The sequence below is a fragment of the Aquamicrobium zhengzhouense genome (genome assembly GCF_016124105.1).
Lineage (GTDB): Bacteria > Pseudomonadota > Alphaproteobacteria > Rhizobiales > Rhizobiaceae > Aerobium > Aerobium zhengzhouense.
Genome location: NZ_JADGMQ010000004.1, coordinates 103,309 through 116,914, shown reverse-complemented (window position 1 = coordinate 116,914; position 13,606 = coordinate 103,309). Strand labels below are relative to the sequence as shown.

Annotated in this window: 14 protein-coding genes; 11 read left to right on the top strand and 3 right to left on the bottom strand. The window is 58.3% G+C overall.

Going from position 1 to position 13,606, the window contains the following annotated elements; translation table 11 throughout:
- Positions 1-1,203 carry an MFS transporter gene (locus tag IOD40_RS08305; protein WP_198476074.1) on the top strand — a complete coding sequence of 401 codons (1,203 nt, stop codon included), beginning with the start codon at positions 1-3 and terminating at the stop codon, positions 1,201-1,203.
- Here the strand turns inward: IOD40_RS08305 and IOD40_RS08300 are convergent.
- The gene (locus IOD40_RS08300; protein WP_198476073.1) at positions 1,193-2,008 is read right to left on the bottom strand and encodes an SDR family NAD(P)-dependent oxidoreductase; all 816 of its coding nucleotides are present in this window, start codon (positions 2,006-2,008) and stop codon (positions 1,193-1,195) included. The genes IOD40_RS08305 and IOD40_RS08300 overlap by 11 nt on opposite strands.
- A gap of 150 nt (positions 2,009-2,158) precedes the next feature.
- Here IOD40_RS08300 and IOD40_RS08295 point away from each other — a divergent pair, with 150 nt between their 5' ends.
- The 5 genes from IOD40_RS08295 to IOD40_RS08275 all read left to right on the top strand — a co-directional run bounded on the left by IOD40_RS08295 (position 2,159) and on the right by IOD40_RS08275 (position 6,091).
- Positions 2,159-3,193: a cysteine synthase A gene (locus tag IOD40_RS08295; protein ID WP_198476072.1), complete on the top strand. Its 1,035-nt coding sequence runs from the start codon at positions 2,159-2,161 to the stop codon at positions 3,191-3,193.
- Positions 3,193-3,936: an alanyl-tRNA editing protein gene (locus IOD40_RS08290; RefSeq protein ID WP_198476071.1), complete on the top strand. Its 744-nt coding sequence runs from the start codon at positions 3,193-3,195 to the stop codon at positions 3,934-3,936. Before IOD40_RS08295 ends, IOD40_RS08290 begins: the two co-directional genes overlap by 1 nt.
- A 92-nt stretch (positions 3,937-4,028) precedes the next feature.
- Positions 4,029-4,880 (top strand): 3-mercaptopyruvate sulfurtransferase, encoded by an 852-nt coding sequence (sseA, locus tag IOD40_RS08285; protein ID WP_198476070.1) that lies wholly within the window; start codon positions 4,029-4,031, stop codon positions 4,878-4,880.
- A complete protein-coding gene (locus tag IOD40_RS08280) occupies positions 4,881-5,423 on the top strand; it encodes a GNAT family N-acetyltransferase (protein ID WP_198476069.1) in 543 nt (180 codons plus the stop codon).
- 110 nt (positions 5,424-5,533) lie between these two features.
- Positions 5,534-6,091, top strand: coding sequence for an OmpA family protein (locus tag IOD40_RS08275; protein WP_198476068.1), 558 nt, complete (start codon positions 5,534-5,536; stop codon positions 6,089-6,091).
- Between the two features lie 59 nt (positions 6,092-6,150).
- Here the strand turns inward: IOD40_RS08275 and IOD40_RS08270 are convergent, their stop codons facing one another.
- Positions 6,151-7,404, bottom strand: coding sequence for an SAM-dependent methyltransferase (locus tag IOD40_RS08270; protein WP_198476067.1), 1,254 nt, complete (start codon positions 7,402-7,404; stop codon positions 6,151-6,153).
- A 157-nt stretch (positions 7,405-7,561) separates the two neighbouring features.
- On the opposite strand from IOD40_RS08270, the gene IOD40_RS08265 reads away from it, so the two are divergent.
- Complete coding sequence (locus IOD40_RS08265) at positions 7,562-8,509, top strand: nicotinate-nucleotide--dimethylbenzimidazole phosphoribosyltransferase (protein WP_198476066.1); 948 nt, start codon at positions 7,562-7,564, stop codon at positions 8,507-8,509.
- 7 nt (positions 8,510-8,516) lie between these two features.
- Here the strand turns inward: IOD40_RS08265 and IOD40_RS08260 are convergent, their stop codons facing one another.
- Positions 8,517-10,058 (bottom strand): sensor histidine kinase, encoded by a 1,542-nt coding sequence (locus IOD40_RS08260; RefSeq protein WP_198476065.1) that lies wholly within the window; start codon positions 10,056-10,058, stop codon positions 8,517-8,519.
- A gap of 153 nt (positions 10,059-10,211) precedes the next feature.
- On the opposite strand from IOD40_RS08260, the gene IOD40_RS08255 reads away from it, so the two are divergent.
- From IOD40_RS08255 to IOD40_RS08240, 4 genes are all read left to right on the top strand, one after another.
- Positions 10,212-10,823, top strand: coding sequence for a glutathione S-transferase (locus IOD40_RS08255; protein ID WP_198476064.1), 612 nt, complete (start codon positions 10,212-10,214; stop codon positions 10,821-10,823).
- Entirely contained in the window at positions 10,820-11,455 is a 636-nt protein-coding gene (locus IOD40_RS08250) for a uracil-DNA glycosylase family protein (protein ID WP_198476063.1), read from the top strand. The genes IOD40_RS08255 and IOD40_RS08250 overlap by 4 nt, the downstream gene beginning before the upstream one ends.
- A gap of 99 nt (positions 11,456-11,554) precedes the next feature.
- Positions 11,555-12,046, top strand: a complete 492-nt coding sequence (locus IOD40_RS08245; protein ID WP_198476062.1) for an Lrp/AsnC family transcriptional regulator — start codon at positions 11,555-11,557, stop codon at positions 12,044-12,046.
- Positions 12,047-12,414: 368 nt separating this feature from the next.
- A complete protein-coding gene (locus tag IOD40_RS08240; RefSeq protein ID WP_198476061.1) occupies positions 12,415-13,455 on the top strand; it encodes a glutamine synthetase beta-grasp domain-containing protein in 1,041 nt (346 codons plus the stop codon).
- The last annotated feature ends 151 nt before the right edge of the window (positions 13,456-13,606 follow it).

Genomic DNA, 13,606 nt, shown 5'->3' with positions numbered 1-13,606 from the left:
ATGGCAGGTTTGGCGGCACTCGCGATAGGATATGTCCTCTCGCAGTTTTATCGCTCGTTTCTCGCCGTCCTTACACCTTCGCTCTCAGCCGAGATCGGCGCCACCAATGCCGATCTGGCCCTTGCCTCCGGTGCCTGGTTCCTGGCCTTCGCGCTGTCTCAGTTCGTGGTGGGGGTCTGCCTTGATCGGTATGGCCCAAAACGTACTGCGGCCAGTTTTATCGGTCTGGCCGGCGGCGGCGGCGCACTTCTGTTTTCATGCGCGACGTCGCCATGGATGGTCACGCTCGCAATGGTGATGATCGGGATGGGCTGCTCGCCTGTCTTGATGGCCTCAGTCTACATCTTTGCGCGCAGTTTCTCGCCCAAGCATATGGCGGTGTTGATCTCGTCGTTTGTAGGGTTTGGATCGCTGGGCAATGTCGTCGGCGCGTCGCCGCTTGCGGCCGCTGCCGACGCGTGGGGCTGGCGCTCGGTCATGTTTGGCCTCGGGTTGCTGACGATCGCTGTTGCCGTCGCAATCATGGCACTCGTCCGAGATCCCGGGCGGGAAGGAACCGCATCATCTGACAACGGATTTGCCGGGTATATCGATCTTCTCAAGATCCGCGCGCTGTGGCCGATCTTCCCGCTCATGGGCCTCAATTACGTGGCAGCCGCCGGCATCCGCGGCCTGTGGGCAGGCCCGTTCCTGTCCGAAGTCCACGGCGCTGATACCATTCTGATCGGACAGGTCACTCTCTACATGGCGCTGGCGATGGTCATTGGCAGCTTCGTCTACGGTCCCCTTGATACCTTGTTTGGAACCCGCAAGTGGGTGGCGTTCGTCGGGAACGGCATAGGCCTGGTTGCGCTGATCCTGATGGCGTTGCAGCCGATGGGGAATCTCTCGACCCTGACAATGCTTCTGGTCGTTATCGGAATAACGGGATCCGGCTTTGGTCTCCTGATGGCGCACGGACGGGCATTTATTCCGGCCCACCTCACCGGGCGAGGGGTTACGCTTCTCAACTTCTTCGCGATCGGTGTCGTGGGGATGGTGCAGTTCGCGTCAGGGGCCGTCTACACTGCGGCTGCAGACGCGAATGATCCGTCTGCAGCATATGCTGTCCTGTTCTGGTTCTACGCCGTCTTGCTTGGACTGGCGCTCTTCATATTCCTGTTTGCGCGCGATGCGCGTCCGGAAAAGAAGGCTAGCGCTTGACCTTTCGCCGATTGATCCGGTGGCGGTCCCAACCGGTCACTCGGCGGACGAGAGCGTGAACGAAGTTTTGCGGCAGGAAGCGCAACGCTTTCAGGGGCCAGACGAGCCTGCGAGGAAATGCAACTTCGAAGCTTCCCGAGCGCAGCCCGCGAGTGATTCGGCACGCTGCCTCGGCCACTGTCATCTTCATCGGCATGGGAATGCGATAGCGGGTGGTCAACGCGGTTTCGACGAAACCCGGATTGATGATCTGCAGGCGGATATTGAGGCGCTCAAAATCGTGGCGAAGCGCCTGGGCCATGTTGTTCAACGCGGCTTTTGATGCGCCATAGGCTGCAGCGGTGGGCAGGCCGACATAAGCCGTAACCGACCCTATGATCGCGATATGCCCGAAGCCCCGATCGCGCATCCGGTCGGCCAACGGGACGAGGCCATTCAAGACGCCGAAGACATTTACGGAAAAGGTGGTCGTGAAATTTAGCGTCTCAAGCCTTTCGCCCAATGTTGGCGAATAGATTCCTGCATTGAAGACTGCGAGGACAACTGGTCCGAGTTCGTCCTCGATCTGCCTGAGGTTGCTTTCCATCGCTGCTTCGTTCGTCACGTCGCAATAATAGGCCGTGACCTTTCCGGGTGAACCATTCGCGGCCGAAACGAGATCGGCAAGACCGTCCTGATCTCGGGCGGTAGCGGCGACGCTGAAACCCAGATCTGCAAGATGAAGGGCAAGCTGACGGCCGATTCCGGTACTAGCACCTGTGATCCAGGCGACCCCGTCCTCTGGTGCTGCCCTGTATAATGCCATATGCGTTGGAAAGCCGTTGAAGCGTTGCTGGGACGTTGATGATAGAAACTCAACTACGGAATAAGCTGCTTGCGGGGAAAATCCAACCTTGAAAGCGCGGACACACATTTCTAGTTTCGCGCCAACGCATGCAATTGGAAGGACGCGAATATGACTGCCTCAGTGATTGACGTTATCGGCAACACGCCGCTGATCCGCCTCAATCGCGCGTCCGAGGAAACCGGCTGTGAAATTCTTGGCAAGGCCGAGTTCTTGAATCCGGGCCAATCGGTCAAGGATCGCGCTGGTCTGTTCATCATTCGGGACGCAGAGGCGAAGGGGCTCTTGCGCCCGGGTGGCGTCATTGTTGAGGGGACTGCCGGGAATACCGGTATCGGCCTCACCCTTGTCGCCAAGGCTCTCGGCTACCGGACGGTGATCGTCATTCCCGAGACGCAGAGCGAAGAAAAAAAGGACGCTCTGCGCCTGATGGGAGCAGAGCTGATCGAGGTCCCGGCGGTTCCCTATCGAAACCCGAACAACTACGTGAAGCTGTCAGGCAGGCTGGCTGAACAGCTCGCAAAGTCTGAGCCCAATGGCGCGATCTGGGCCAATCAGTTCGACAATGTTGCCAATCGTGACGGACACGTCGCCACCACGGCACAGGAAATCTGGCAGCAGACCGGCGGCAAGATCGATGGTTTCGTTGCATCCGTCGGTAGCGGTGGAACGCTGGCTGGTATTGCTGCGGGTCTGCGCGAGAAGAGCAATGCCGTAAAAGTTGCACTTGCCGATCCGCGTGGTGCGGCTCTCTTCAGTTACTACACTGACGGTGAGCTCAAGTCCGAAGGCGACTCGATCACTGAGGGCATTGGCCAGGGCCGCATCACGGCCAACCTTGAAGGGTTCAAGCCTGACTTTGCCTATCAGGTGCCGGACGAGGAAGCGCTTCCGATTGTTTTCGATCTGATCGAGGAAGAGGGGCTCTGCGTCGGGGGATCTACCGGAATCAATATCGCTGGCGCGATCCGGCTCGCACGAGAGCTTGGCCCCGGCCACCGGATCGTCACGATCCTTGCAGACTATGGCACTCGCTATCAGTCGAAGCTCTTCAACCCGGCCTTCCTTCGTGGGCGGAACCTTCCGGTGCCGGCCTGGCTCGAAAAGAAGGTCGATATCGATGTTCCCTTCGAGCCGGTGCCTTGATGCCAGCTGTAACGAAAGCGCTGTTTCGCGAGGACGCTTATCTTAAGATCATGACCGCCAGGGTGGTGTCGATCACACCAACCGGCGGGATTGTGCTCGACCGGACCGTCTTTTACGCAACCTCAGGTGGCCAGCCTGGGGATACCGGACATCTGCGTCGTAACGATGGTACCCAGATCCAGATTACAGGCACAGTCACGGGCGAGAACAAGGACGACATTGTTCATCTTCCGGCGGATGGTGAGGCAGTTCTCTCGGTTGGCGACGAGGTTGTCGGTGAGATCGACTGGGATCGACGCCATAAACTGATGCGGATGCACACGGCTTGTCATCTGCTTACGGTGATCTGTCCCTTTCCGATCACCGGCGCGTCAGTGAGCGAGGATGATTCCCGGGTCGATTTTGACATTCCGGACGCCAGCTTCACGAAGGAAGACGTCAGTGCGCGGATGATGGAGCTCATTCGCGAGGATCATCCGATTTTCACGCGCTGGATTACCGATGAGGAACTGATCGCTAATCCGACATTGGTCAAATCCAAGAATGTGCGTCCCCCGGTGGGCAGCGGCCGGATCCGGCTCGTTGGTATCGGTGAGGAAGGCAAGATCGACACGCAGCCTTGTGGCGGCACACACGTTCGATCCACTGCCGAGGTCGGTGACATTCATATCGGCAAGATCGAGAAGAAGGGGCGCGAAAACCGCCGATTTCGTATTCGCTTCGGGATTGCGCCAGCATCCTGATCTGCATTGCCGGCGACCGCACCGATGCATAAGCTGCGGCGGAACGGTCTATATTGCGCGCAATTTCTCCTGATCAGGCAACGGAGCCTTTTATGAGTGAAACGAGCCCTTTCATCGTGTCTGCGGATTGGTTGCAGGAGCGCCTTGGAGCGCCGGCGCTGACGATCATCGACGGCTCCTGGTATCTGCCGGTGCATCAGCGCGACGGGCGCAGCGAATACAACGAAGCTCATATTCCAGGCGCACTATTCTTCGACCAGGACAAGATCGTCGATCCTGAGAGCCCGCTTCCACATACACTTCCCCGGCCCGGGCTGTTTGGTCAGTTCGCATGTTCCATGGGCATCGACGAGAAGGACACGATCGTTGTCTATGATGGGCCGGGAATGTTCTCAGCAGCGCGCGTTTGGTGGATGTTGCGGACTATGGGCGCAAAGGAGGTCTACATCCTCGATGGCGGCTTTGACCGCTGGAAAGAAGAGGGTCGCCCGGTAACGAGCGAGCCGACCAAGACCGCACCGGGTTTCTTCGAAGTTGAATTCGACGAAAGTCGGGTCGTATCGCTGGACGAAATGCGCGGGATCGTGGAGCGCGGTGACCGTCAGGTCGCGGATGCGCGTCCGGCCGGTCGCTTCACCGGAACTGAGCCTGAGCCGCGTGCCGGAATGCGTTCGGGTCATATGCCCGGAGCGAAGAATGTCCCCGCCACATCATTGTCACGCAATGGCTCATTGCTTCCAATCCCGGAGTTGAAGGAACGACTGGAGGCAGCGGGAATTGATCTGTCGCGGCCAGTGGTGACCTCGTGCGGCTCGGGAGTGACAGCGGCGGTGATATCTCTCGCACTCGCGTCGGTCGGACACACGGATAACGCACTTTACGACGGGTCCTGGTCAGAATGGGGCGGTAGAGAGGACACGCCTGTCGTGACGGGAAGTGACTAGATGACGAATGAATTCGGTGAGCGCGCCGGTCCGTTGCTCGCGCGCATCACACATCTGGAAATGCTGTCGCCGCCGGCGCATCGGGTCCAGATGCCGATGGGGCCGCGGCTTGCCGTCTTCCGCGTGCGCGACATGCCGCCATCCTTCTACCGCTATCTCTACCGGGAGATTGGAAAGGCGCATCACTGGATGTTGCGCCGTGAAGATCCGGATGAGCATCTCTCCGACATCATCAATGCGGAGACTGCGGAAATACATGTCCTCTACGTCGATGGCTGTCCCGCTGGGTTCTTCGAGCTAGATTTTTCGTCGCTCCCCAGTCAAACGGAGATCATTTATTTCGGCCTGACGCCGCACTATCAGGGGCGTGGCCTCTCGAAGTTTTTTCTCTCCGAGGCGATCTTCGCTGCTTGGTCGCACAATCCGGAGCGCTTGGTCATCCATACCAACACGCTCGACAGCCCGCGGGCGCTACAGCTTTATCAGCGGATGGGCTTCATCCCCTTCGCCTGGTCGCAGGAGGAGGTCGAGCCGTGGCTCTGATTCCCGTGTTTGTTAACGAAGCTGAACGCCAGACAACAAGCCGTTCAGTCTGACTTCAGCCGAATTACCCAATAGTCTCCTTCACAACATTTCGAAAGAAGGAGGCTCTCATGAAACGTCGTTTCGTCCTTGCAGGTCTCGTCGCCGCTCTTGCCATGCCGGGCGCTGCAATGGCTCAGTCCCGCGATATGCCTTCGGCAGACCATATCCTGCGCAAACTGGAAACACAGCCGCGCATGCGGATGTCGCCAGAGCGCCGCGTGACGATCAACGAATTCAAGCGTCGTCCAGATCTCCGCCGTGCCGCTCCTTCCATCGATATTCAGTCGATCAATTTCGCGACCGGATCGGCAACTATCCCGGCTTCGCAGTATCCCAAGGTCGAAGAGATTGGCATTGCTCTTCGCCGCATCCTCAACCGCAACCCGCGCGCACGCTTCCTGATCGAAGGTCATACGGACGCCGTTGGTTCATACGAGTCGAACCTTGCACTGTCAGAGCGCCGTGCGGCTTCCTTGCGCCGGGTTCTGTCGCGTGAATTCCGGGTGCCATCTCGGGCCATGGAGACGGTGGGCTACGGCGAAGAGTATCTCTTGGTGAACACGCAACGGGAAAACTGGCAGAACCGCCGCGTCACCATCCGCCGCATCGATCAGTTCCTGCGCTGATAAGGATGAACCGGAACAGGCCGGGGCGATTTGCGCCTCGGTCTGCACTGTTAGTGACGCTACCGCTTGTAGATTACCTGTCTCACATCGATGTATTCGGCTCGAAATCCCGCTTCGCAATAGTGAAGGTAAAACTCCCATAGCCGCTTGAAGCGGTCGTCAAAACCAAGCGGAACAATCCTCTCCCAAGCCGTCCAGAACCGTTCCCGCCATTCGGCAAGGGTGCGCGCATAATCCTGAGGAAAAATGCGTTCCCGGGCGAAAATCAGACCATGATCGGAACCCAATTGCCGAAGTATGGTCGGCGTTGGCAGCATCCCGCCCGGAAAAACGTACCGCTGAATGAAATCGGGGCGCACCCGATAGGCATCGAACACGGACTCCTTGATCGTGATGATCTGAAGTCCGGCAGTACCGTCAGCGTGGAGGCAGTCGCGGACCTTCGAGAAGAAAGTGGGCCAGTATTTCTCACCAACCGCTTCGAACATCTCGATTGACGCGATACGGTCATATTTTCCGGTTTCGTCCCGATAGTCCTGCAGCTTGATCTCGACCTTGTCCGCAAGGCCGGCATTGAAGATGCGCTGCCGGGCAAAGTCGTATTGCTCGCGGCTGATCGTCAGCCCGGTCACCTTGCAGCCGACCTCACGGGCGGCAAATTCGGCGAAGCCTCCCCAGCCGCAGCCGATCTCAAGCACATCATCGTCCGGCCCGATGCCGGTATCGCGTGCCAGCGCGCGATATTTGGCAAGCTGAGCACTTTCGAGGTCATTTGCCCCTTCCGCGTACAGGGCGGATGAATAGGTCATCGAATGGTCGAGCCACTGCCGATAAAACCCGTTGCCCAGGTCATAATGGGCACTGATGTTCCGCTTGGAACCGCTTTGAGTGTTCTGGTTTAGCCAGTGACGCACGCGCTGAAGTGCGGTTACCAGCCAGTTGGCACCGCCCGCCAGCTTTTCGCCAGCTTCCTCGTTGATCACGAAGAGTTCCAGCAACGTGGTGACGTCCGGGCTGTCCCAATCGCCATCCATATATGATTCAGCGACACCGATGGTGGCTGCGGAGAAGGCCCGCGCCGGCAATTTCCAGTTGCGCAGGATCAGTTCAGCGTGTGGTCCGGGACCGTTGCCGCCGACTTCCAGTACGAGACCCTCGGGTGTCGTGAGTGTCAGGGTTCCGTGCGGTAGCTTCATGATGACGCCCAGAACAAAGCGGGCGTGACGCGGCAGCGGGCGCACAACCTCCTCAAAATTCTCCTGCGTGAGTCTCAGCCCCTTGCCGGGGCGGTTCGTCTGCTTCCCATCAGGCATGACGTTCCCTCTCGCTGTGCAAGCCGTTTGTTCGGCTTCTTTTGGTGCAAGTTTTCCACGGCAGGGCAGGGAACATCAAGAGGGGGCCTTAACCGGCATTGTGCCAACGGCCATGAGGGGGTATTCCCTCGCTAACCCCTCAAAAACCGGAGCACACATGACCACCGGTCTTCCCTTCGACGACTACCGCAACCTGCTGAAAACAATGCTGGGCCCTGACGAAAGGGCACGTGAACGCGTCGCCGGCCGCAACCAGCAACTTTCCGCCCAAGGTCCGGCGCTCGGCCGTCTTGGCCGCGTGGCGGAATGGCTGGCAGCATGGACGGGACGCGACCCGCAGGTACTCCGTCCGCTCGTGGCGTTGTTTGCCGGTACGCACGGTATCGCCAAAGACGGCGTCGCAGCGACACAGGCCGGGGTCGAGCATGCTGCGGCTGGCGGCGCAGCGGTCAACCAGATCTGCGCTGCACATGATCTCGGTCTGAAGATCTTCGATCTCGCCTTGCACCTGCCGGTCGGCAACATCGCCGTTGAGCCTGCGCTTGATGAGCGCGGCTGCGCTGCGACGATGGCATTCGGCATGGAGGCGGTCGCGGGAGGGATTGATCTTGCCTGTGTGGCCGGCGTCGGTGCGGGGGGCAATGTCTCGGCAGCCGCGATCATGGCTGCACTTTACGGTGGCGAGCCGGCACAGTGGGCTTCGGATGAAGAGGGTGCTCAAATCGTGGCTGCGGCCCTTGCGCACCATGGCGCCAACCTCAAGGATCCGCTCGAGGCGCTCCGCCGCCTGGGTGGCCGCGAGATTGCTGCGATGGCTGGTGCCATACTCGCGGCTCGCATGGAAAAAATTCCAGTTGTCCTCGATGGCTATGCCAGCCTAGCCGCAGCTGCGGTCCTTAAGGCGATGGAGCCGACTGCGATCGATCATTGCATCCTCTCTCACATCTCCGTTGAACCCGGCATGGCACTTGCAGCGAAGAAGATGGGTCTCGTCCCGCTCCTTTATCTGCATCTGGGCGACGGCGAGGGGATGGCTGCAGCTCTTGCCGCGGACCTGATCAAGAACGCTGCGCTGATCCATTCGGGCATGGTGATCAGGGGCTGATTTCGCCTCAGGCTACTCGTCTGCGTGACGCTGTTGCCGGCTTCTGCTCTACTGGCAGCGCCGGCAATTCTTCCATCACGCGCTGAGGAGGGAAGATCGCGATAGCTTCGGTGCCTTCTCTAAGTTTGGAGCGAAGCTGAAAATCTCCGCCATGCAGCTTGATCAGGCCATGGACGATTGGCAAGCCAAGGCCGGTTCCTTGTTCGGCGCTCTTGATGGCGATTGTACCCTGTCCGAAAGCTGACAAGACGACGGGGATCTCGTCATCCGGAATTCCCGGCCCGTTGTCCTTCACGGAGACATATTGGCCGCCACCTGCGGTCCACCCCACACGAACAAGGACTTCGCTGCCGCTGGGCGCGAACTTGATCGCGTTTGAAAGCAGGTTGAGCGTGATCTGACGCAGTGAGCGTTCATCCGCAAAAAGCCGCGGCAGTGCTCGCTCGAAGTGTTGCGACAGCTTGATGTCCTTGTTGCGCGCCCGCAGTTCCATCAAGTGGCAGGATTCTTCCACGACAGCGTGAAGCGAGACTGGCTCCTCGGTCAACTGGTACCGCTCCGCCTCGATCCTCGACAGATCCAGGATCTCATTGATCAGGTGCAGCAGATGGCGTCCTGAATTGTTGATGTCGTGGGCATACTCGCGATAGGTGTCGTTCTCGAGCCGTCCAAGAACCTCATTCGCCATGACCTCGGAGAAGCCGAGGATGGCGTTAAGCGGGGTCCTGAGTTCATGGCTCATGGTCGCCAGAAAACGCGATTTTGCCAAATTGGCCTCTTCTGCACGGCGTCTCGCTTCGTCCGACATGGCATTGGCGGTTTCCAGCTCTGCGATCAGCGCATCTTTTTCGGAGCGGAAGGACAGGAGCATCAGCGATGATTGATGCAGCTGTCCGGCAACCGATGAGAAGAACGGCAGAGAGGTGATGAGCAGCGCGGCCATGATGATCTCGACGGGAATCCAGTCGGGCTTCAAGGCGAGGGAGATCGCGAAGACTCCAATCGGAATCGAGAAGGTCGTCACCAGTGCGCCAGACAGCGCCGATGAAATGATGGCGGTTGCGGCCACGGCCAACAGCAAAATGACAGCCTGCAGAACTGCAAACTGATCGACCGTGCATTCATGGCACTCCAGCCAGGCGAAATACGCCCATCCAATACCGCTGACCAGGTGCGCCAGCAGGAAGCCGCGTCGTGCCTGATCTGGCTTGAGTTCGCTGATGTCAGCCTCATCGACCTGGCGAGCAACAAGTGCCAGTCCCGCATAGCCACAGAGCGTTACCATGGCCCAGACGATGATGCTGGTGCCGAGACCAGCGAAGAGACCTCCCGCGAGGATACCAAGTACGAGGATTGGTATCGCGATGGTGCTGTTGGAAATTGCGCGGGCATGGAGCTTCAGCAATTCGCGGTCGTAAACCGGGTTGCCAGCCTGTTGGGAAAGCTTGTCGCGGGTTTTCTTGATGGCGCGCACGACGTCGCTGTTGCGGTGCACTCTTGTGCGGTCCACAATGTTCTTGTCAGCGATAGTTGAGCCCTGCAGCGCCATTGCTCGCGGACAGACTCCCCCCGAGAAATACCAGCCGCATCCTAATCTTGAATGATTAAGAAACTTCACTGGCAGGTAAGGGGAGCGGTTGATCGAGGCATTGGTTTATGCATCTCTCAGCCGGTCTTGAACTCACCGTGCAAGGAGGAAAAAATGAAGCTTTACGATGGAGGCAAAGCACCAAATCCTCGCCGGGTGCGGGTCTTTCTCGCCGAGAAAGGTATCGAAATTCCGCTTGTCACGGTGGATATGGGGCAAGGAGGCCATCGTGCCCCCGCTATAGCAGATCGAAACCCGATGCTTCGCCTGCCGGTACTTGAGTTGGACGATGGAACTATCCTCACCGAGTCAATCGCGATCTGTCGATACTTCGAAGAGCTTCATCCGGAACCTTCTCTATTCGGAAGAACCGCATTGGAGGTGGCCAGGATCGAGGAATGGCAGCGCCGGCTGGAGCTCGACTTTCTTTTACGGGTCGGCCACGCATTTCGTCATACGCACCCTGCAATGAAGGAGTGGGAGGCTCCGCAAGTCGCAGAATGGGGCGAAGCCAATCGCCCCAAGGTGCTCGAGTTTCTATCTCTGGTGGACCGCGAACTTGCCGGGCGCGAGTACATGGCTGGCGATCGCTACTCGATCGCAGACATTACCGGGATGATCGCGGTCGACTTCATGAAACCGGCGCGTATTCAGATGCCGGAGCAATTCGTTCACGTGAGGCGTTGGTACGACAACGTGTCGGCCCGTCCAAGTGCGAAGGCATGAACGAAAAGTCAGAGCTGACGCAACTTCTTGCCCAGATCCGCGCGTGTCGTATCTGCAGCGATGCGCCGTTTCTGGGGCCGCCGCTCCCGCATGAGCCACGACCTGTGGTGGTGGCTTCTTCGCGTTCCCCCATCCTGATCGCGGGCCAGGCTCCGGGGACGAGGGTGCATGCGAGCGGGATGCCATTTACGGATCGGTCAGGTGACCGCCTGCGCGAATGGCTCGGAGTGACTTACGAAGAATTCTACGAGCCCGATAATTTCGCAATCGTCCCAATGGGCTTCTGCTTTCCAGGACAGGATGCCCGAGGCAGCGATCTGCCACCACGTCGCGAATGCGCCATCACCTGGCGTGAGCGTTTGATGGAACTGATGCCGCAGGTCGAACTCATTCTGGTGATCGGACAATATGCGCAGGCATGGCATATGTCCGAGGACCGCAAGGGAAGTCTCGCCGAGACTGTCGCCAATTGGCGTGCCGTGTTTTCCCGCAACGAAAAGCCTCGCGTGCTTCCGCTGCCGCATCCCTCCTGGCGCAACACCGCATGGCTCAAACGTAACCCTTGGTTCTCGGAGGAATTGCTGCCTGTGCTGCGGGCTGAAATCTCCATGCGTCTTATCCGTCGTTCCTAGTCCGGATGTCCTCTCTTAGGGAGGTTTGGGAAGAAAAATTTTCTTGTCGAGGTATAAGATCGTCGCCACAATCGGATAAATATTCTAGCGGAGTCCCCAATGGATCGTCTCGACAGAAAGATTCTTCGCCTGCTGCAGGAAGATTCAACACTCGCGGTGGCCGATGTCGCCAAAAAAGTTGGCCTGTCAACGACGCCGTGCTGGCGCCGCATCCAGAAATTGGAGGAAGAAGGCGTTATTCAGCGCCGTGTGGCGATCCTCGACCCGGTGAAGGTGAACACGCGCGTGAACGTGTTTGTCTCGATCCGCACCAACACCCACAACATTGAGTGGCTGAAGCGTTTCTCGGAAGTTATCCAGGAGTTTCCTGAAGTCGTCGAGTTTTACCGCATGAGTGGCGACGTCGACTATCTGTTGCGAGTGGTTGTTCCGGACATCGCGGCCTACGACGCGTTCTACAAGCGCATGATCGCCAAGATCGAGATCAGGGATGTCTCATCCTCGTTCGCGATGGAGCAGATCAAATACACCACACAGCTGCCGCTGGACTATTTGGTGCTGGATAAGGAAAGCGGCGCCAACGCAGCTTGATGCGTCGCCATCCCTGACCTCCCGGTTCGACTTGCTCAGCCGGGAGGTTTTGCATTTATGAGCCAGGCTTGGGCTCGAGGCACGCTTGAATGGACATTTCTCGGAGCCTGCTGCTCTCTTTCATTGCATTGTTGGTAGCTGCCGAAAAAATATGCAGCCTGATTTTTTCATGAGCGTCTGCTCTTGGTGGTGATGCGGCATTGGCAATGGCCGACTACCCGGTAATCACCCCAAGTGGTTGTTTTCGAAGCTTTCTACATCTCGTTTCCAAACTGGCACGCCCATTGCATTTCTTCTTGTGATTGCGCTGCTCGCTAAATGCCGGGCCGGGCGCAGGCAGTTGAATAGGAGCAGGACGAGAGGCTCACATGACGAAGTACAAGCTCGAATATATCTGGCTCGATGGCTACACTCCGGTCCCTAATCTGCGGAGCAAGACCCAGATCAAGGAATTTGCCGAGTTCCCGACACTCGAGCAACTTCCCTATTGGGGGTTTGACGGCTCATCCACACTTCAGGCCGAAGGGCGCTCGTCCGATTGCGTGCTCAAGCCTGTCGCGCTTTTTCCAGATCCCGCACGCACCAATGGCGCACTGGTCATGTGCGAGGTCATGATGCCGGATGGTGTCACGCCGCACGTATCGAACAAGCGTGCGACGATCCTCGATGACGAGGATGCGTGGTTCGGCTTTGAGCAGGAATATTTCTTCTACAAGGATGGTCGCCCGCTAGGCTTTCCGGAGCACGGCTATCCGGCACCTCAGGGCCCTTACTACACGGGCGTTGGCTTCAAGAACGTTGGCGACATCGCTCGCCAGATCGTCGAGGAACATCTGGATCTGTGCCTTGCTGCAGGCATCAACCATGAAGGCATCAATGCTGAAGTGGCGAAGGGGCAGTGGGAGTTCCAGATCTTCGGAAAGGGTTCAAGAACTGCCGCTGACCAGATCTGGATTGCGCGCTACCTGCTGATGAGGCTGACAGAAAAGTACGGCATCGACATCGAGTGGCACTGCAAGCCGCTCGGCGATACCGACTGGAACGGCTCGGGCATGCACTGCAACTTCTCCACGAGATACATGCGCGAGGTGGGTGGTCGCGAATATTTCGAATCCCTGATGGCACAGTTCGAACGAAACCTGATGGACCATATCGCGGTCTATGGCCCCGACAACGACAAGCGCCTGACGGGCAAGCATGAAACGGCACCGTGGAACAAGTTTTCCTACGGTGTTGCTGACCGCGGCGCTTCGATCCGTGTCCCGCACTCCTTCGTCAACAATGGCTTTCGCGGCTACCTCGAAGACCGGCGCCCCAATTCGCAGGGCGATCCTTACCAGATCGCTTCGCAGGTTCTGAAGACGATTTCGGAAGTGCCTGTTGAAGCGATGAAGAAGGTTGCTGCCTAAGACGCTTAAAAATCCAGATAAAAGAGTAGGGGAACACTCTGACAGGCCCGGCAGCAATGTCGGGCCTGATAATTTGAAGGGAATGCGCTTCTACGCGGACGATCCACGCCCAAAAGAAAAAAACCGGTGGAGTTGTCTCTCCGCCGGTCTT